This is a genomic window from Micromonospora zamorensis (assembly GCF_900090275.1).
GTDB classification, from domain to species: domain Bacteria; phylum Actinomycetota; class Actinomycetes; order Mycobacteriales; family Micromonosporaceae; genus Micromonospora; species Micromonospora zamorensis.
The window spans coordinates 5432665-5452033 of record NZ_LT607755.1 but is presented as its reverse complement, the minus strand read 5'-3'; the positions used below and the strand labels follow the sequence as shown (position 1 = coordinate 5452033).

The 19369-nt window shown below is 70.4% G+C and carries 15 protein-coding genes and 2 pseudogenes; 9 read left to right on the top strand and 8 right to left on the bottom strand.

Features of this window, described 5'->3' with window-relative positions; translation table 11 throughout:
- Positions 1 to 98: 98 nt before the first annotated feature.
- From GA0070619_RS24180 to GA0070619_RS24170, 3 genes are all read right to left on the bottom strand, one after another.
- Positions 99 to 1187 (bottom strand): sugar ABC transporter substrate-binding protein, encoded by a 1089-nt coding sequence (locus tag GA0070619_RS24180; protein ID WP_088950174.1) that lies wholly within the window; start codon positions 1185 to 1187, stop codon positions 99 to 101.
- A gap of 179 nt (positions 1188 to 1366) precedes the next feature.
- Positions 1367 to 1846, bottom strand: coding sequence for a Cys-tRNA(Pro) deacylase (gene ybaK / locus GA0070619_RS24175; RefSeq protein ID WP_088950173.1), 480 nt, complete (start codon positions 1844 to 1846; stop codon positions 1367 to 1369).
- A gap of 10 nt (positions 1847 to 1856) precedes the next feature.
- Entirely contained in the window at positions 1857 to 3053 is a 1197-nt protein-coding gene (locus GA0070619_RS24170) for a THUMP-like domain-containing protein (RefSeq protein WP_088950172.1), read from the bottom strand.
- A 259-nt stretch (positions 3054 to 3312) separates the two neighbouring features.
- Here GA0070619_RS24170 and groES point away from each other — a divergent pair, with 259 nt between their 5' ends.
- From groES to GA0070619_RS24155, 3 genes are all read left to right on the top strand, one after another.
- Positions 3313 to 3627 carry a co-chaperone GroES gene (gene groES, locus GA0070619_RS24165; RefSeq protein ID WP_030330046.1) on the top strand — a complete coding sequence of 105 codons (315 nt, stop codon included), beginning with the start codon at positions 3313 to 3315 and terminating at the stop codon, positions 3625 to 3627.
- A gap of 70 nt (positions 3628 to 3697) precedes the next feature.
- Positions 3698 to 5338: a chaperonin GroEL gene (gene groL, locus GA0070619_RS24160; RefSeq protein WP_088950171.1), complete on the top strand. Its 1641-nt coding sequence runs from the start codon at positions 3698 to 3700 to the stop codon at positions 5336 to 5338.
- Positions 5339 to 5463: 125 nt separating this feature from the next.
- Positions 5464 to 7209, top strand: coding sequence for a molybdopterin-dependent oxidoreductase (locus GA0070619_RS24155; RefSeq protein ID WP_088952019.1), 1746 nt, complete (start codon positions 5464 to 5466; stop codon positions 7207 to 7209).
- Positions 7210 to 7483: 274 nt separating this feature from the next.
- Here the strand turns inward: GA0070619_RS24155 and GA0070619_RS24150 are convergent, their stop codons facing one another.
- Both GA0070619_RS24150 and GA0070619_RS24145 read right to left on the bottom strand, forming a co-directional pair.
- Positions 7484 to 8038, bottom strand: coding sequence for a hypothetical protein (locus GA0070619_RS24150; RefSeq protein ID WP_088950170.1), 555 nt, complete (start codon positions 8036 to 8038; stop codon positions 7484 to 7486).
- A 768-nt stretch (positions 8039 to 8806) separates the two neighbouring features.
- Complete coding sequence (locus tag GA0070619_RS24145) at positions 8807 to 9190, bottom strand: WhiB family transcriptional regulator (protein ID WP_088952018.1); 384 nt, start codon at positions 9188 to 9190, stop codon at positions 8807 to 8809.
- A 253-nt stretch (positions 9191 to 9443) separates the two neighbouring features.
- On the opposite strand from GA0070619_RS24145, the pseudogene GA0070619_RS34170 reads away from it, so the two are divergent.
- Both GA0070619_RS34170 and GA0070619_RS34165 read left to right on the top strand, forming a co-directional pair.
- Positions 9444 to 9881, top strand: a pseudogene (locus GA0070619_RS34170) (helix-turn-helix transcriptional regulator); the annotation flags it as partial.
- 183 nt (positions 9882 to 10064) lie between these two features.
- Positions 10065 to 10262: pseudogene (locus tag GA0070619_RS34165) on the top strand (response regulator transcription factor); the annotation flags it as partial.
- A 216-nt stretch (positions 10263 to 10478) separates the two neighbouring features.
- Here the strand turns inward: GA0070619_RS34165 and GA0070619_RS24135 are convergent.
- On the bottom strand, positions 10479 to 10898 hold the full coding sequence (locus tag GA0070619_RS24135) for a DUF5319 domain-containing protein (protein ID WP_088950168.1): 420 nt from the start codon (positions 10896 to 10898) through the stop codon (positions 10479 to 10481).
- A 186-nt stretch (positions 10899 to 11084) separates the two neighbouring features.
- On the opposite strand from GA0070619_RS24135, the gene guaB reads away from it, so the two are divergent.
- Together guaB and GA0070619_RS24125 are read left to right on the top strand one after the other, a co-directional pair.
- Positions 11085 to 12647, top strand: coding sequence for an IMP dehydrogenase (gene guaB, locus GA0070619_RS24130; protein WP_088950167.1), 1563 nt, complete (start codon positions 11085 to 11087; stop codon positions 12645 to 12647).
- Positions 12648 to 12677: 30 nt separating this feature from the next.
- Positions 12678 to 13796, top strand: coding sequence for a GuaB3 family IMP dehydrogenase-related protein (locus GA0070619_RS24125; RefSeq protein WP_088950166.1), 1119 nt, complete (start codon positions 12678 to 12680; stop codon positions 13794 to 13796).
- 71 nt (positions 13797 to 13867) lie between these two features.
- Here the strand turns inward: GA0070619_RS24125 and GA0070619_RS24120 are convergent, their stop codons facing one another.
- The gene (locus GA0070619_RS24120) at positions 13868 to 14977 is read right to left on the bottom strand and encodes a sugar phosphate isomerase/epimerase family protein (protein WP_088950165.1); all 1110 of its coding nucleotides are present in this window, start codon (positions 14975 to 14977) and stop codon (positions 13868 to 13870) included.
- Positions 14978 to 15161: 184 nt separating this feature from the next.
- Here GA0070619_RS24120 and GA0070619_RS24115 point away from each other — a divergent pair, with 184 nt between their 5' ends.
- Positions 15162 to 16583, top strand: coding sequence for a M1 family metallopeptidase (locus tag GA0070619_RS24115; RefSeq protein ID WP_088950164.1), 1422 nt, complete (start codon positions 15162 to 15164; stop codon positions 16581 to 16583).
- A 110-nt stretch (positions 16584 to 16693) separates the two neighbouring features.
- Positions 16694 to 18151 carry a M1 family metallopeptidase gene (locus GA0070619_RS24110; RefSeq protein WP_088950163.1) on the top strand — a complete coding sequence of 486 codons (1458 nt, stop codon included), beginning with the start codon at positions 16694 to 16696 and terminating at the stop codon, positions 18149 to 18151.
- Between the two features lie 6 nt (positions 18152 to 18157).
- Here the strand turns inward: GA0070619_RS24110 and GA0070619_RS24105 are convergent, their stop codons facing one another.
- A complete protein-coding gene (locus GA0070619_RS24105; protein WP_231927143.1) occupies positions 18158 to 19261 on the bottom strand; it encodes an LCP family protein in 1104 nt (367 codons plus the stop codon).
- Positions 19262 to 19369: the final 108 nt, after the last annotated feature.

Here is a 19369-nt window from a genome sequence, read left to right as displayed (position 1 = left end):
AGGGAGGGTCGGGGCCCGTCCGGCGGGCGCCGCCCGGCACGGGAGGGTGCTCCCGTGCCGGGCGGCGGTGGTCGTTCCGGCGGGTACTGCAGCGTCGGTCAGCTGATGCCGGCTTCGGCGCAGAACTTGGCGTACGCCGCGGTGCAGACCTGCTCCTTGGTCGCGTAGCCGTCGGCGATGACGTCCTTGACGTTGTCCTTGTAGATGGCCTTCGGGGTGAGCAGCACCGAGGGGACGTCGCGGTCACCGTCCTTCACCGACTGGCCGGTGTCCTTCTTCTCGCCCTTGGCCAGCGCGATGGCCAGGTCCGCGGCGGCCTTGGCCTCTTCCCGGACTGCCTTGTAGACGGTCATGCACTGGTCACCGGCGAGGATGTTCTGCAGGCCCTCCACGCTGGCGTCCTGCCCGGTCACCGGCACCTTGCCGTTGATCTTGTTCTTCTTCAGGATCGAGATGGCGGCGTTGCCGAGAGTGTCGTTGGCGGCCAGCACGCCGTCGATCTTGCCCTTGGTCGCGGTGAGCTGCTGCTCGAAGATGGTCGCGGCGGTGGGGCCGTCCCAGCCCGGCACGGCGTCGTCCGGGCCCTTGGTGTATTCCTTGGAGTCGAACTTCGGCTTGAGCACCGAGTCGTATCCGGCCTTGAACAGGGTGGCGTTGTTGTCGGTGGGGGAGCCGTTCAGGTATGCCACGACCGGGTTCTTGGCGTTCTTCTCGGTCAGGCACTTCGCCAGACCCTCGCCCTGGAGCTTGCCGACGGACTCGTTGTCGAAGCTGACGTAGTACTGGGCGGAGCCGCCGAGGGTGAGCCGGTCGTAGTCGATGGTGGCGACGCCCTGCGACTTGGCCTTGTCGAGCACGGCCTTGCCGGTGCCGGAGTCCAGGTTGACGATCATCAGGGCGGTGACGCCGCTGGTGATCATCTGGTCGGCGATGGTCTGGAAGGCGGCCTTGTCGTTCTGGGCGTTCTGAATGTCGGACTGGACGCCGGCGGCCTTGAACGCCTCCTCCAGGAAGCGGCGGTCCGCCGTCTCCCAGCGGGGGGAGGACTTGCTGTCCGGAAGGATCACGCCGATCTTGGGGGTCTTTTTGGAGTCGGTCGAGCCGGTGCCGGAGTCGTCGCTGCAAGCGGTCAAGCCGCCGGTCGCGAGCAGGCCCACGGCGGCGATGGTGAGGATCCCCTTACGCATGTGCAGGGTCCTTTCGGAGGTGGGGGAGGTGTTGTTTTGTTGTGTCCGGCAACGTATTTCGCGTCACACCGGCTCCACAAGACCGCGCAGGTGCCTAGTTTGTTGGGAGCGATAACAATTCAGCAACGCGGCTGTTACTCCGCGGGTATCCCACGGGGGAGTCGACGTAACGAAGGTCGTCAGTGGGTCTGCAACGGCGCGGTGCGGGCGTCGGTCAGCGCCACCAGATCCGCCGCGGCCAGTTCGAGTTGCAGACCGCGCCGACCAGCCGAGACGTAGATCGTCGGGAATGCCAGCGCGGAGTCGTCCAGCACTGTGGGCAGTCGCTTGCGCTGCCCGAGCGGGCTGATCCCACCACGTACGTAACCGGTCGCCCGCTCGGCGACCGCCCGGTCGGCCAGCGCCGCCCGCTTGCCACCGACGGCCGCCGCGAGCGCCTTCAGATCCAACTCGCCGGTGACCGGAACGACCGCCACGGTCAGTGCGCCGTCGACCTCGGTCACCAGCGACTTGAACACGCGCTCCGGTGGCACGCCGAGCGCCACCGCCACCAACGCGCCGTAGTTCGGGGCGTCCGGTGCCACCCGGTACGGATGGGTGCGGTGCGCCACCCCACGCTTGACCACCAGTGCCGTCGCCGGAGTGCCCTGTCCTGCCACACCGGCGACGCTAGTCGACCGGCCTACCGATCAGCACTGTCGGTGCGCCGGCGACCCGGGTGAGCACCAGGCTCGCCGCCTCGTCGCCGGCCAGCCTAAGGTCGCGCCGAAGCTGCTCCGGGGTGAGCGCGGAACCCCGCTTGAGGATCTCCACCCGGCCCACCCGACGATCCCGCAGCAGTGCCCGCAGGCGCTTGAGCGAGAACGGCAGCACGTCGGTGATCTCCAGGCAGCGTGCGTACGGGGTGCGGATCGGCTGGTCGGCGTAGAGGTAGGCGATGCTCGGATCGCCCAGGGTGGCGTCCAGTTCGGTGGCCAATTCGGCCACGAGGTGCGCGCGCACCACCGCCGGGTCCGGGTCGTACAGGTAGCGACGTGGCGGCCCGACCGGCGCCTCGTCGGCACCCGAGCCGCTGAGCTGGTGGCGGCGTGTCTCGACGCCCCGCTGGCGGTAGAGGGTCGCGCGGCGGGGCACCTCCGCCAGGTCACCACACCAGAGCGCGGCCTCGACCAGGTCGCCATCGACGCCGACCCACTCGGCCTCCGCGCCGGCCGGAATGAGCGCGTGGTCCAGGCCCGGCGCCACCTTCACCACGGTGCGCGGCACCCGCTCGGCCAGCCCGGTCACGAAGTCCCACGGTGGCGAGTAGGCGCGCGGGTCGAAGATCCGTCGCCCGGTGCCGGTGGTGCGGCGGGCCGGGTCGCAGAAGACCCCGTCGACCCGGGAGACGTCGAACGCCGTGGCATCCCCGCACTCGACAGTGAACAGGTCGGCCAGCCCGGCCGCGTCGGCGTTGGCGGCGGCCATCGCGGCGGTCACCGGGTCGGCCTCCACCCCGTACACCCGGATGCCGGCGCGGGCGGCGGCCAGCGCGTCGGCGCCGAGGCCGCATCCAAGGTCGGCCAGGGTGCGCACGCCGGCCGCGTGGAGCCGGGCGGCCCGCCGGTCGGCGACCACCCGGCGGGTGGCCTGCTCCAGCCCTGGGCGGGTGAGGAACATCCCAGCGGCTGCCGGGCCGAACTTGCCGACCGCCCGGTGGCGCAGCTCAGCCTGGGTGAGCGCGGCCGCGGCGAGCGTCGGCGGCACCCCGGCCGCGCGCAGGGCCGACGCCGCAGCCAGTGGATCACCGCCGGCCAGCCCGGCCGCCGCCGTGAGCGCGGCCGACCCCTCGGGGGTACGCAGCGCCGCCAGCTGATCGAGATCCACCCGGTCATTGTCCGGGTAGACCCGGAAATCTGGGCTGGCGGGGCGCGACTCGCTGGCACTCTCCTTGACGGAGTGCTAGCCACGGAATAACCTGCGATTAGCACTCTCACCCTGAGGGTGCCAGCTTCCGGGTCTCGCGACCCGGGGGCGCACGCCAGGCGGACCGGCACCCGCGACGACGGCCCCGCCCGGTGGCATGAGGCAGATTGACGCTGGTCGGCCCCGCCGGCCAGCAACGAAACCAGTACCCCAGGAGGGTATGCCCGTGACTACCGCGACCAAGGTTGCGATCAAGCCGCTCGAGGACCGCATCGTGGTCCAGGCGAACGAGGCTGAGACCACCACGGCGTCGGGCATCGTGATCCCCGACACCGCCAAGGAGAAGCCGCAGGAGGGCACTGTCCTCGCTGTCGGCCCGGGCCGCGTCGACGACAACGGCAACCGGGTTCCGGTTGACGTGCAGGTCGGCGACACCGTCCTCTACTCGAAGTACGGCGGCACCGAGGTCAAGTACGCCGGCGAGGAGTACCTGGTGCTCTCCGCCCGCGACGTCCTCGCGGTCATCGAGAAGTAAGCAACCGATCAGTGCCACTGCCCCGGTCCGGCTCGCCGGGCCGGGGCAATGGCGCTTCGAAGGGACATAAATGGCGAAGATCCTGAGCTTCTCGGACGACGCCCGGCACCTGCTGGAGCACGGTGTCAACGCCCTCGCGGACGTGGTCAAGGTCACCCTCGGCCCGCGCGGGCGCAACGTCGTCCTGGACAAGAAATTCGGTGCGCCGACGATCACCAACGATGGTGTGACCATCGCCAAGGAGATCGAGCTCACCAACCCGTACGAGAACCTTGGCGCGCAGCTGGTCAAGGAGGTGGCGACCAAGACCAACGACGTCGCCGGCGACGGGACCACCACCGCGACCGTGCTGGCCCAGGCGATGGTTCGCGAGGGTCTGCGCAACGTGACCGCCGGGACCAACCCGGCCGGCCTCAAGCGGGGCATCGACGCGGCGGCCGCCAAGGTCTCCGAGGCGCTGCTCGGCCGTGCCGCCGAGGTCACCAGCAAGGAGTCGATCGCGAACGTGGCGACGATCTCCGCGCAGGATGCCACGATCGGCGACCTGATCGCCGAGGCGATGGAGCGGGTCGGCCGCGACGGTGTCATCACCGTCGAGGAAGGCTCCATGCTCACCACCGAACTGGACGTGACCGAGGGTCTCCAGTTCGACAAGGGCTTCATCTCGCCGAACTTCGTCACCGACCTGGAGAGCCAGGAGTCCGTCCTTGAGGACGCGTACATCCTGGTCACCACCCAGAAGATCTCGGCGATCGAAGAGCTGCTGCCGCTGCTGGAGAAGATCCTGCAGAACAGCAAGCCCCTGCTGATCATCGCCGAGGACGTGGACGGCCAGGCGCTCTCCACCCTGGTGGTCAACTCGCTGCGCAAGACCCTCAAGGTCTGCGCGGTCAAGGCCCCGGGCTTCGGTGACCGGCGCAAGGCGATGCTCCAGGACATCGCGATCTCCACGGGTGCCGAGCTGGTCGCCCCGGAGCTGGGCTACAAGATCGACCAGGTCGGCCTGGAGGTGCTCGGCACCGCTCGGCGCGTCGTGGTCGACAAGGAGAACACCACGATCGTCGACGGCGGCGGCCAGAAGGCTGACGTCGCCGACCGGGTGTCCCAGATCCGCAAGGAGATCGAGGCCTCCGACTCCGACTGGGACCGGGAGAAGCTGGCCGAGCGGCTGGCGAAGCTCTCCGGTGGCATCGCCGTCATCAAGGCTGGCGCGGCCACCGAGGTCGAGATGAAGGAGCGCAAGCACCGCATCGAGGACGCCATCGCGGCGACCAAGGCTGCGGTCGAGGAGGGCACTGTGCCCGGCGGCGGCGCCGCCCTGGTGCAGATCCGTTCGGTGCTCGACGACGACCTGGGCTTCACTGGCGACGAGAAGATCGGTGTCTCGGTCGTGCGCAAGTCGCTCGTCGAGCCGCTGCGCTGGATCGCCCAGAACGCCGGTCACGACGGCTACGTCGTGACGCAGAAGGTCGCCGACCTGGAGTGGGGCAACGGCCTCGACGCCGCCAAGGGCGAGTACGTCGACCTCGTCAAGGCCGGCATCATCGACCCGGTGAAGGTGACCCGCAACGCGGTCACCAACGCCGCCTCGATCGCCGGTCTGCTGCTCACCACGGAGAGCCTCGTGGTCGAGAAGCCGGAGCAGGCGGAGCAGTCCGCCGGCGGCGGCCACGGCCACGGTCACGGCCACCAGCACGGCCCGGGCTTCTGACCCGGTAGCGACACCCGTTCCGGGGCACACCGTCGCACGACGGTGTGCCCCGGAACGTCTTATGGGTCTGTTACCGACGCTGCCGTTGTTGGCGAGTGGACCGGATGATCGCGCACACTGGGCCGATGAGCACCACGTCGCGGCGCTACGCCGCGCTGGCCGGGATCACCGCCGCCGCCGTCGCGATCGGAATCGCCGAACCGGTGGCGGTCCTGACCGGCCCCCGGTCGGCACCGCTGGTCGCGGTCGGCGGGGTGGTCGTCGACGCCGTCCCCGAGTCGCTGAAGCAACTCGCCATCGACCTCTTCGGCACCGCCGACAAGATCGCGCTGCTGGTCGGTACGGGCCTGTTGCTGGGAGGGTTCGCGGCGCTGTTCGGTGTGCTGGCGGTCCGGCGGCTGGCATTCGGCCTGGCCGGCATCGCCGCGTTCGGCGTCATCGGTGTGGCCGCCGCGCTGACCCGTTCCGGTGCGGACACCGCCGACGCGCTGCCGTCGCTTGTCGGCGCCGGCCTCGGCGGCCTGGTGCTCTGGCTGTTCATCGACGGCCCGTTCGAGCTGGACCCCTGGCCATGGTCACCGCCCACGCCGATCGCGCCGCCCGCCGGGTCGGTGCCGCCTGCTGGGTCGGTGCCGCCTGCGGGTCCGGCGCGGGGGTCGCGGGCCGAGCCGCCTTCGCCGACGCCCGAGGGCCTGCCGGTGCCGGTGACTCCCGCCGCGCCGGTGTCGCCTGCTGGCCCGGTGGCGCCCGCTGCGCCGGTGGCTCCGGGCGGGCAACCCGCGGCCAGGGCTGCGGAAGTCGACCCCGAGTCGCGGCGGCGGTTCCTCACCAGCAGCGGGGTTCTGCTCGGAACCGCCGTGGCGGCAGGTCTCGGTGGGCGCTGGCTGGCCGGCCGACGTGGGGTGTCCGCCGCTCGGGACGCGATCCGGCTGCCCGCGCCGGTCGCCCCCGCAGCGGCCGTACCCGCTGGCGCGGACCTCTCGCTGGCGCAACTCGCGCCGTACGTCACCTCGAACCTCGGGTTCTACCGGATCGACACCGCGCTGGTGGTACCCCAGGTGGACCCGGACAGCTGGCGGCTGCGGATCCACGGGCGGGTCGGCACCGAGCGCACCTACACCTACGCCGACCTGCTGGCCCGGCCGCTGGTCGAGCGGTACGTCACGTTGGCCTGCGTCTCCAACGAGGTGGGCGGTGACCTGATCGGCAACGCCCGCTGGCTCGGCGTACCCCTGCGGGAACTGCTCGACGAGGTCGAGCCGGATGCGGACGCCGACCAGGTCGTCGGCCGGTCGGTCGACGGCTGGACCTGCGGCACCCCCACCGCCGCGCTGCGCGACGGGCGGGACGCGCTGCTGGCGGTCGGCATGAACGGCGAGCCTCTGCCCGTCGAGCACGGCTTCCCGGTCCGGATGGTGGTGCCCGGCCTCTACGGGTACGTGTCGGCGTGCAAGTGGGTGACCGAGCTGGAGCTGACCCGGTTCGCGGACTTCGACGCGTACTGGGTGCCGCGCGGCTGGTCGGTCGAAGGGCCCATCAAGACGCAGTCGAGGATCGACACGCCCCGGGGACGTAACCGGCTGACCACGGGGCCGGTGACCATCGCCGGTGTGGCGTGGGCGCAGCACCGGGGCATCCGCCAGGTCGAGGTCCGCGTCGACGACGGCGAGTGGCAGCAGGCCGAGCTGGCCCCAGCCGTGTCGGTGGACACCTGGGTGCAGTGGTCGTGGCGCTGGGACGCCACGCCAGGCGAGCACCGGCTCCAGGTCCGGGCAACGGACGCCACCGGCGAAACCCAGACCGAGCGTACGCAGGATGTCGTCCCGGACGGCGCCACCGGCTGGCACACGGTCACCGTCACCGTCCGCTGATCCGGCAGTGCCGGGCGGTCCGCTCCGGTCGGAAGCCGTCGGAGCGCTGTCGGGCCGGCCGGCCGGCCCGGCCCGGTGGGCGGCGTGTCGCGCCGGCCGAGTGAGCCCGACCGTGTAGATCTTGGACAGTTTCCGTTAGCGGCTAACGGAAAGTGTCCAAGGTCTGCCGGGCCTTGTTGTTGGTGTCCTTGTGGTTGTGCGGGATATGCCGCTGGCCGGCACCCCGGGTTGGGGTGCCGGCCAGTGGTCGGGTCGTTCAGTGTTTGTGTTGGTGTCAGCTGTTCCAGTGCTGGGCGACGAGGTCGGTGGCCTGCTGTTCCCACTGGGCGTAGGCGTCGGGGTAGGCGGAGACCTGGACGGTCTGCGCGGCGTCGGTCAGCGGCATGTCCTGCCACCCGTCGACCTGCTTGAGGCCCTTGAGGAACGCGGTGGTGGAGTAGGCGGGGTCGGTGATCTGCTCCGGCGTGCCCCAACCACTGGTCGGGCGCTGTTGGAACAGGCCCAGCGAGTCATGGTCATTCTTGTCGCCGAGGTGGCCCAGGTTTTCCAGCTTGGACTCCTGCAGGCTCGTCGCGATGGAGATGACCGCGGCGCGCTCGGGCAGGCCGGCCTTCTTCGTGGCGGCGATGATCGCCTTGACGTTGGCGGTCTGCTCGTCGTTGAGGGTGATGTGGGACTGGTCGCCCTGGGGCTTCGGGGCGGCCGACTGCACCGCCACCGGCTTGGCGTCGACGGGGTTGGCGTGGGCGGCGATCGGGCCGGCGAAGACACCACCGGCGAACGCGAGACCAGCAACAGACAGCATGCTCTTACGGAAGATCGTGTTCATGGGGGTAGCTCCTTCGGGGGTAGGAACACCCAGGCCGCCAATGGGGGTCGGCGACACAAGGGTGTGAGCACCTCGTCCGGCGCTGCATCAAACAAAGGGAAAAAGTCTGGGGGAGATCGGCACCAGTTAAGCCGGGGGGCTTGCGGGGGCCGGGTCGGCGGCCTGCGAGCGGAGGGCTCGGGCGCCGGGTCCATGTGTAACGACCGGGGGCCCGGAGTCATTCCGGAGGCCGGGCCATCCCGTGACACCCGATGGAGCGGGGTGCTGGGAAGGCTTCAACGATGCGGGCCGGGTCGGGCATTCCAACCCCGCTACCAACCCCGGTGGGCGGGGCGGCGAGCCGGTGGTCCTGCGATCGTCAGAGTGTGTAACGACCCCGCCCGGGCCATCATTCCGACCCACCGGTGCGACCGGTCACAGGCCAAACGCCCCGAAGGCCGCAACCCTCGTACCGGGGCCATCGGCGCTCTCGCCTTAACCCCTCAGACCGGACAAACCTCCCATACGGAGGCGCGGCCGGCCTCAGCCCGTTCCGTTCTGGGCATGATCCACTCGGCTTTGCCAAAATCGGGGTGTCCGAGGCGGCGGGACACCCCGACACCATTGAACCCGTGTCGATCATGCGGATGTTGGGGTTTTTGGCGAGACCGGGCGGGGAGGCCGAGCCCGCCTTAACCCGGGGATGTTGAGGCCGCCCAGGGGTGGGGACGTCGAAACCGCGCCCCCGAACGAGGGACGCGGTTTCGCGGACGTCAGGTATGTGTCGGGTCAGGCGACGTTGCGTTGGGCCGGGACGGTCGACTTGTGCGGGTGACCCAGTCGGGCCTCCAGCCGTGCGACGTCGACCCGGGCGTGCCGGCGGTCTGCCAGGTCCTCCCAGCCGACGGCGAGCAGTCGCAGTCGTTCCGACTCGCTGAAGCCGCCCCACACGCCGTACGGCTCGCGGACCGACAGTGCGTGTGCGGCGCACTCGGCCCGGACCGGGCAGGCGCGACAGACCGACTTGGCGGCGGACTCGCGACGCAGTCGGGAGGAGCCACGCTCGCCGTCCGGGTGGAAGAACTGGGCGCTGTCCCGCCCTCGGCAGGCACCGAGCCGTTGCCAGTCCCAGAGATCGACGATGGGTCCGGGCAGTCTACGTACGTTCGACATCAGCACCCCTCCTCCCGCGCGGCTCCGCGAGAATCCTTGTGGCCGGCATCCGTGCGGCGGGCCGCGCAGGCGCACCGTTCCCGGCCTGGACCTCCCGGTACCCGGGCCGCAGCCGACTCACACGTGTGTGATCGAAAACGTCCCACAAATTGCGGCTTTTGCCCTATCTGTCGGAAAAGTTCGAAGGATTGCCGGGAACCCCCTCCCGAGCCGACCCCGTCATGGTCTGCTCGTTGGCGGAGAGGAGACCACAGTGCGTACCGTCCTTGTGTGCGTTCGGACACCACTCGCGGCCCAGCACCTTGCTTCTGCTGCCGCGCGGCTGGGGTTGTCAGCAATTGTTCGTACCGCAGTCTCCGATCCTGAGGTGATGCTGCGGCTGGCCGAGCGACCGGCCGACGTGGTGTTGGCCGATACGGCCCTCACCCGGCCGGACAGCGCCGGCTTCGTTCGTCGGGTCCTGGCCCGCGCGCCGCAGGCCGCGGTGCTGCTGCTTGGTACCGAAGAGTCCGAGGCGGCGGCGGCCACCATCAGCGCCGGTGCCCGCGGTCTCATTCAGAACGTCGACCACGACCTGACCAGCGCGGTGGCCAAGGCCCTCCTGCTGCTCACAGCGCCCGGCCGGGCCTCCCGGCAGCGGATCACCGATCCGGCCCGGGATGCCGCGGCGGTGGGCGGTTCTGGTCGCTCCGGGCCGTCCCCGCGTGGCTCCGGCGAGCCCGGCTGGCCGGCAACGCCCGGCGACGGGTCGGCGGGGATGCCGTCGGTGCCGGTGCAGCGGGGGGACGACGAGGCCGAGTCGGCGACCGGCGAGTCGTCGGCGGATCAGACCGATCCGGCCCGGCCCGCTGCGAACACCCGGCCCACCCGGGCGTCGATCGGGCTCACCGAGCGCGAGCTTCAGGTGCTGCTCGGCATGGCCGAGGGTAAGAGCAACGCGGAGATCGGCCGGGAGTTGTTCGTCTCGGAAGACACGGTCAAGACGCACGCTCGCCGGTTGTTCCGCAAGCTTGGGGCCCGGGACCGGGCGCACGCGGTGGCAGCCGGCTTCCGCGCCGGGCTGGTCGCCTGAGGGTCACGCCACGGTCACCGGCACGCGCCGCACACCACGGTCACTGGTACGCGCACGCCGCACTCCACCGGCAGACGCCACGCCGCGCTGCGCCGCAGTCATCGGCACGCGCCACGCCGCGCGCACGCCACCGTCATCGCGCCGCGCCAGGCCGCACGCCACGGTCACTGGCAGGCGCCGCACGCCACCATCAAACGGCGTCCACGCACCCGACCGTCACTGCGTTGCGGTCGGGGTGCCCGGCTCGTCCTCGGTGCCCTCGGTCAGTGTGTCGTGCACGCCGTCGGCGTAGCCCCGGGCGTAGTCCCAGGTCACGTAGTGGTCCGGGTCGGGGTCGTACGCGGGCTCATGCACGCGGGGGCGGCCGGAGTTGAGCAGGTGGCGCAGGTTGCCCCGGAGCAGGTCCCAGTCGAAGTAGTGCGGCTCTCGGCAGTCCTCGCATTCGATCACCAGGCCACGGACCCCGATCGGGGCGAGCAGGGCCTGGTAGATCTCCAGGTCGGCGAGGTCTTCCAGCACGTCCTGGCGCTCGACGTCGGTCAGCGGATCCGGCGTCGGGTCATCGCCCGGCTCATCCAGACCCGCTGTGGGATCGGCCGGGTCGCCATTGAACGGGTCGATGGGCTCGTCGTGCACCCCTTCACCGTAGACCCAACGCGGCGCGGACGTCCGCCCCCCGGGCCGTGCGCCGGGCCGGGCCGCCACAGACGGGTCGCCCAGGTCACTGGGTACGATGAGGCGACGTGCCGGCACCGTGGCGCGCTCCGGTGCCCGCCCGCGCCACCTCGCTGAAGCCCATCCGAGCAGCTCAGGGGAGCAATCGTGGAAAATTCGCCCAGCACCGATCTTCCGGCCGGCGTGGAGCACGCCGACCTGGGCGGCCACCTGCCCGAGCTGCCGGCCGGCTCCGCCCGGGTGGTTCCGCTCGGCCTCACCTTCGACGACGTGCTGCTCCAGCCGGGCGAGTCGGACGTGGTGCCCAGTCGGGTCAACACCCGGACGAAGCTCACCCGCAACGTCGAGTTGTCCATTCCGCTGCTCTCCAGCGCGATGGACACGGTGACCGAGGCCCGGATGGCGATCGCCATGGCCCGCCAGGGCGGCATCGGCGTGTTGCACCGCAACCTCTCCATGGAGGACCAGGCGCTCCAGGTCGACCTGGTCAAGCGCTCCGAGTCCGGCATGATCACCAACCCGGTGACCGCCAGCCCTGACGACACACTGCGCGAGGTCGACGAGCTGTGCGGGCGTTACCGCATCTCCGGCGTCCCCGTGGTGGACGGCGACGGCCAACTGGTCGGCATCGTCACCAACCGCGACATGCGTTTCGTCTCCGAGCCGGACACCCCGGTCCGCGAGATCATGACCCACACCCCGCTGGTCACCGCCCGGGTGGGCGTGAGCAAGGACGACGCTCTCGCGCTGCTGCGCCAGCACAAGGTCGAGAAGCTGCCGATCGTCGACGAGTCGGGTCGGCTGCGTGGCCTGATCACCGTGAAGGACTTCACCAAGAGCGAGCAGTACCCGGACGCCAGCAAGGACGACGCCGGCCGCCTCCGGGTCGCCGCCGCCATCGGTGTCGGCGAGGACTCGTACAAGCGGGCCCGTGCCCTGGTCGACGCGGGCGTCGACGTGCTGATCGTGGACACCGCGCACGGTCACCAGCGGGCCGTGCTGGACATGGTCCGCCGGCTCAAGGCCGACGTCACTGTCGACATCATGGGCGGCAACGTGGCCACGTACGCCGGCGCGAAGGCGCTGGTCGACGCCGGCGCCGACGGCGTCAAGGTGGGCGTGGGTCCGGGCGCGATCTGCACCACCCGGATCGTCGCCGGCGTCGGTGTGCCGCAGGTGACCGCGATCATGGAGGCAGCCCGTGCCGCCCGGCCGGCCGGCGTGCCGGTGATCGGCGACGGTGGCATCCAATACTCCGGCGACATCGCCAAGGCCCTGGTGGCCGGTGCCGACACGGTGATGCTCGGCAGCCTGCTGGCCGGCTGCGAGGAGAGCCCCGGCGAGCTGATCTTCGTCAACGGCAAGCAGTTCAAGACCTACCGCGGGATGGGGTCGCTCGGCGCGATGCAGTCCCGGGGTCAGGCCAAGTCGTACAGCAAGGACCGCTACTTCCAGCAGGACGTGCTCAGCGACGACAAGCTCGTCCCGGAGGGCGTCGAGGGTCAGGTGCCCTACCGGGGGCCGCTCTCCCGGGTCGCCCACCAGCTGGTCGGCGGTTTGCGACTGGCCATGGGATACGCCGGTGCGGAGAACATCCCCGATCTGCACCGCCGAGGCCAGCTCATCCGGATCACCGCGGCCGGGCTGAAGGAGAGCCACCCGCACGACATCCAGATGACCGTCGAGGCGCCCAACTACCACACCCGCTGACCCACCACCCCCAACCATCTGGAGTCCCCCATGCGTGACGTGGTCGAGATCGGGCTGGGCAAGACCGCGCAGCGCGGCTACCACCTGGACGACATCGCCATCGTGCCGAGCCGCCGGACCAGGGACGTCGACGACGTCTCCACCTCCTGGCAGCTCGACGCGTACCCGTTCGGTATCCCGTGCGTCGGCCACCCCTCCGACGCCACCATGAGCCCGGCGTCGGCGGTGCGGCTCGGTGAGCTCGGCGGCCTCGGTGTGCTCAACGTCGAGGGGCTCTGGACCCGCTACGAGAACCCGACCAAGGTGCTGGAGGAGCTGGCCGGCCTCGATGAGGACGCCCGCGCCACCAAGAAGCTCCAGGAGGTGTACGCCGAGCCGATCCGTCCGGACCTGATCGCCGAGCGGGTTCGTGAGCTGCGCGCCGGTGGCGGCACTGTGGCGGTGCGGGTCTCCCCGCAGCACACCCTGGCGCTGGCTCCGGTGATCCTGGACGCCGGGGTGGACATCCTGGTCATCCAGGGCACCATCGTCTCGGCCGAGCACGTGTCGACCACCGATGAGCCGTTGAACCTCAAGGAGTTCATCGCCGACCTCGACCTGCCGGTGATCGTCGGCGGTTGCACGGACTACAAGACCGCTCTGCACCTGATGCGTACCGGTGCGGCCGGGGTCATCGTGGGCATCGGTGGCGACGAGTGGTCGACCACCGAGTCGGTGCTGGGGATCCGGGTGCCGATGGCGACCGCGATCGCGGATGCGGCGGCGGCCCGCCGCGACTATCTGGACGAGACCGGCGGCCGGTACGTGCACCTCATCGCCGACGGTGACATCCAGACCTCGGGTGACATCGCCAAGGCGCTCGGCTGCGGTGCGGACGCGGTGATGCTCGGTGAGCCGCTGTCGCTCTGCGAGGAGGCCCCCGCCGGTGGTGCCTGGTGGCACTCGGCGGCGAGTCACCCGTCGCTGCCTCGGGGCGCGTTCGAGGTTGCCGGTGAGCCGCTCGGTTCGATGGAGGAGCTGCTCTTCGGGCCGGCTGACGAGGCCGACGGCCAGCTCAACCTGTTCGGTGGGCTGCGTCGGGCGATGGCCAAGTGCGGTTACCGCGACCTGAAGGAGTTCCAGAAGGTCGGCCTGGTCCTCGACCGCTGACCCTTCTCTCAGACGCCGGACGGCCGGCCCCGCGGTGCTGCGGGGCCGGCCTTCGTCGCGTCAGCCGGGAGTCACTTGTCCAGGTAGATGGTCAGGTCGGACATGTTGCGGTAGCTGGTCGCCGCGAAGTCCAGTGACTGGCCCTTGTTGTCGGCACCGCCGGGGGCGGTGTCCATCTCCCAGTTGGCGTGGTGGAAGTTCCGCTCGCCGATGGTCTGGAAGAACTGCTGGAAGTTGAGGTCACCCTCGCCCAGCGGGGTCATCTGGTATCCGTTGGGAACGCTGGTGTCCCGGTCGCCGTCCTTGGCGTGGAAGAGCGGGAACCGGGTGGTCCGGTCGGCCACGGTGAGGATCGGGTCGAACAGGTCGGTCACTTCCTGGCCGGCCGGGTCGACGTACTTCTGGTGCTTGTAGCGGGCCACGTAGGCCCAGTAGATGTCGAGCTCGAAGAAGACGTACCGCGGGTCGGTGATCTCGAAGAAGTACTCCAGCCGGCGGATGCCGGACGACCGGGTCTGCCGGCCCTGCGCGTCGCGCGGGCCACGGTCGATCAGGAAGCTGTACGCGGCGTCGTGGTTGTGCGTGTACAGCCGCATGCCCCGGGCCCGGGCCTGCCGGCCCAGCTCGTTCCAGATGTCGGCGGCGGCGTCCCACTCGGCCTTGTACGCGCTGCTGGTCGGGTCGCTGCCGGTGCCGATGTTCTTCATGCCGAGTTCCTGGGCGATGTCGAGCTGCTGCTGGAAGGTGGCCGGCTGGATCGAGGCGTGGGTGCCGTTGGCCACCAGACCGTTGTCGTCGAGGATCTTGCGGATCTCGGTGGGGGTGATCTGCCGGCCGAGGATCTCGGTGCTCTGCGTGTAGCCGGCGAACTCGATCTCCTTGTAGCCGATCTCGGCGAGCCGGGCGAGGACGCGCTCGAAACCGTAGGGCACTCCACTGTCGTCGGGCGCGGCGGTGATCCGGTCACGGACGCTGTAGAGGATGATGCCGCGGTTCTTCGCCGGGATCAGCGGCTCGACCCGCAGCTTGCTCTTGGGTTTGGCGAGCGCGGGGGTGCCGGTGGCGAGGACCGGTAGGCCGGCCGCGCCGATCGCGGCGGCTGCGCCGGCGGACGCGGCGAGCAGGGACCGACGGCTGAGTCGGCCGGTGGGGGTGGCGTCGGGTGCGGTGTGGTCTGGCATGGTTCCACCTTTCGCGACGGTGGTCGGAGATCGACACTAACGTCGGTCAAAGTCGAAAGAAAGTATCGATCGATGGTAACTTTTGTTTGATTCAACGAAAGTTACTGATGATCGTCAATACGGACCGCGTCGCCTGCGGCGCTGACTACGCTCGTCCTCACCGGAGGTACCGCAGGGGGTGTGCATGGTCCGGACCGGACGGAGATCGGCCGGCAGTCGGTTGACCGCCATCGCCGCCACGCTGACCTGCGTCGTCGGACTGGCCACGACCGGCTGTACGGGCGACAGCGACGGGTTCCGCCCCGGCGCGGCCGACTCGGGCGACCCGTACGTGCCGGGGCGCGGCAACGGCGGCTACGACGTCTCGCACTACGACCTCGACGTCCGCTACGACCCGTCGACGGACCGGCTGACCGGTCGCGCCGTCATCACGGCCACGGCCACCCAGGACCTGTCCCGGTTCAACCTGGACCTGGCCGGACTGACCGTCAGCGCGGTCACCGTTGCCGACGCACGAGCCGACCACCGGCGCGGCGACGGCGAGCTGGTGGTGACCCCGCGCGCCGGGCTCCCGCGCGGCCGGCAGTTCACCGTGGCGGTCGACTACGCGGGTGTGCCCACGGCTGTGGTCGACGGGTCGTTGGGCAGCGGGGGTTTCCTGCACACCGCCGACGGCGCTGTCGCGCTCGGCCAACCCGACTCGGCCGCCACCTGGTTCCCGGTCAACGACCACCCGTCGGACAAGGCCACCTACGACCTGGCGGTGACCGTCCCGGACGGCCTGGCCGCACTGAGCAACGGTGTGCCCGGCCCGAAGAGCAGCGCCGACGGCTGGACCACCTGGCACTGGTCGGAGCGCGCCCCGATGGCCAGTTACCTGAGCACCCTGGTGATCGGCGACTACCGGGTGGTGACCGGCACGCACGCCGGCCGACCGATGGTCACGGCGGTGGCGGCGAGCCTGCCCGCGAACGGCGGCGCGGCCAGCTCACTGGCCCGCACCGGGGCGATCGTCGACTTCCTGGCCAGCCGGTTCGGCCCGTACCCGTTCGACTCGTACGGCGGGATCGTGGTCGCCGACGACCGGATCGGGTACGCGCTGGAGACCCAGTCCCGCCCGGTCTACGGGCCCGCATTCTTCGCGGACGACCAACCCAACCCGAGCGTGGTGGCGCACGAGCTGGCCCACCAGTGGTTCGGCGACAGTGTGTCGCTGACCAGGTGGAGCGACATCTGGCTCAACGAGGGCTTCGCCAGCTACGCGGAGTGGCTGTGGGAGGAGCACGACGGCGGCCGGACCGCGCAACGCAACTTCGAGCTCCAGTACGCGGCGACCGACTGGTCGCAGCCGTCGGTCGAGCCGGGCCGGGAGTCGATGTTCGGCACGGCCGTCTACAAGCGGGGGGCACTCGCGGTGCACGCGCTGCGCCGGACCGTCGGTGACGACACGTTCTTCCGCCTCCTGCGGACCTGGACCAGCGAGCAGGCGGCGGGCAACGCGACCACCTCGGACCTTGTCGCGCTGGCCGAGCGGGTGGCGGGTCGGCAGCTTCGACCGCTCTTCGATGCCTGGTTGGTGGGTGGATCAGCGCCCACACTGCCGTGACGGAGCCGTGATGGCCGGTCGATATGCTCCCGCCTGCGGACGGCGGGGGACCGTCCGTGCGCGCGGAGCGGTGGACGCCGTCACCGCGACCGTACCGGGGAGGGTTCGAGATGCGGGTGACGCGGCACGACCTACGGATGGGCGTCGGTCTGCTGGTGACCGGGGCGCTCGCACTGTCCGGATGCGACTCGTCGGCCCCGGAGGCGGCGTCGGCGCCGAGCGCGTCGCCCACCCCGGCACGGACGTTCACCGCCGGTGCCGAGGGGGTCGGGGACGCCTACTTCCCGACCTACGGCAACGGCGGCTACGACGTCGGGCGGTACACGGTCAAGGTGCGCTACGACCCGGCGAAGGACCGGTTGACCGGTACGACCACGGTGCAGGCCACCGCGACGACCGACCTGTCGACGTTCAACCTCGACCTGGCCGGCCTGACGGTCACCACGGTCACCGTGGACGGCGCGCCGGCCACCCATGAGCGGAAGCGGAACGAGCTGGTGGTCAAGCCGGCCTCCGGCCTGATCAACGGCAACGGGTTCGTCGCCGAGGTCACCTACGAGGGTGTGCCGAAGCCGCTGAAGAACGAGACGCTCGGTGAGGGCGGGTTCCTGCACACCCCGGACGGTGCCATCGCCCTGGGTCAGCCCGAGTCGGCCAGCACCTGGTACCCGGTCAACGACCACCCGTCCGACAAGGCGGCGTACGACTTCGAGGTCACAGTGCCCGACGGTCTGACCGCGGTCAGCAACGGCGTGCCGGGCGGCAAGGCCAGCAAGGACGGCTGGACCACCTGGAAGTGGTCGGAGAAGTCGCCGATGGCCAGTTACCTGAGCACACTGGTGATCGGCAAGTTCCGGATCACCACCGGCGAGCACAAGGGCCGCCCGGTCTACAACGCGGTCGCCACCAACGTGGCCAAGGGCGCGGCCGACACGTCGATCGCCCAGACCGTCAAGGTGGCCGACTACCTGGAGAGCGTGTTCGGGCCGTACCCGTTCGACGCGTACGGCGGTGTGGTGGTCACCGACAGCCGGATCTCGTACGCCCTGGAGACGCAGAGCCGCCCGGTCTACTCCGCCGGCTTCTTCCGACAGGGCGAGAACACCGAGGTGGTCGCGCACGAGCTGGCGCACCAGTGGTTCGGTGACAGTGTCGCGCTGGCCAGGTGGGAGGACATCTGGCTCAACGAGGGCTTCGCGACGTACGCGGAGTGGCTCTGGGCCGAGCACACCAGGACGTACACGGCCAAGGAGGCCTTCGACAACCGGTACGCCCGGATGTCCGCTCAGGTGTGGAAGACGCCGCCGGGCAAGCCTGGTGCCAAGGAGTTGTTCAGCGAGTCTGTCTACCAGCGCGGCGGCATGACCCTGCACGCCCTGCGGGTGGCTGTGGGCGACAAGGCGTTCTTCGAGATCGTCAAGACCTGGGCGGCGGAGAAGCGCAACGGCACCGCCACCACTGCGGAGTTCGTCGCCCTCGCCGAGCGCGTCTCCGGCAAGCAGCTCGACGCGCTCTTCGACGCCTGGTTGTACGGCACGAAGAAGCCGGCCCTGCCCAAGCGGCTCTGAGCGGGGTCAGTTCTTGACGACCAGGGTGGGGTTGGCGGCAAGGTAGGCGTCGGCGCGGCCGGCGCGGAGTTCGGTGATGAACTTCCGGCCGACGGCGGTGAGCTGTTCGCCGCGGTAGGCGCTGCCCTTGCCGACGCCGGACCCGGGCAGGCCGACGAGCACGAACTTGTTCTCCGGCATCCCACCGAGGGCGTACGCGATGTCGACGATCCGCCGCCCACCCACGTAGATCAGCGTGTTACCCAGCGCCGCGACGACCTGGTCGACCCGCTCCGGTTGCCGGGCCAGGCCCTCGTCCAGGATCTTGCTGGTCATCGCCTTGATCAGTTGCTGCTGGTGACGCTGCCGGGCGTAGTCGCCGCCGGGGATGTAGCGCTGCCGCGCGTAGTCCAGTGCCTGCCAGCCGTTGAGGTGCTGCTCGCCCTTCTCGTAGACCTGCTGCGGACCGGTGTAACCGCCCGGCACGCTCTCCCGGTATTTGCCGTCCGGTCGGCGGTGCATCGACTCGACCCGCTGGTCGACGTAGATGTCCACCCCGCCCAGCGCGTTGACCAGCTTGTCGAACCCGTTGAACGTGAGCACCGCACCGGCGTCGATCCGCAGCCCGGTGTACCCGGCGACCGTGCTGCGCAGCAGCTCGTACCCCTGGGCGGTGCTCGGCTCCTTGGGTTTGCCCGGCACCCGGCTGCCGAAGCTCATCGCGTGGGTGAGCTTGGTCTTGCCGCCCTTGTAGCCGGCCTTCGGGAACGCCGGGATGTCCACCAGCAGGTCGCGGGGGAGCGAGAAGAGGTACGCCTGGCCCAACCCCTTCGGCACGTGCAGGACCAGCACGGCGTCCGAGTGCGGTTCCCATCCGGGCACGCTGACCCGGGTGTCCACACCGACCAGCAGCAGGTTGAGCGGGCCGGTGATGTCCGCGCCCGGCGGTGGGCCGCTGGGGCTCGGGGTGGGCGTCGGAATCGGCGTCGGCGTCGGCGAGCCGGCCACCGGAGCGCCGCCCGGCTTGTTGTCGCTGGTCAGCCGGGTGATCACCACCGCCCCGGCCGCGATCAGCGCGACGGCTGCGAGGGCCGTCAACCCCAGCAGCAACCACCGTCGGCGCGGTGCCATCGACCCGAGGATCATCTGAAAATTCCCTCCACCCGTCTGGTGAACAACGCTCCGACGGGTGCTCCGGGTTGCGGCCGGAAGGCGCCGGGTCGGTCGGCCGGAGCATGA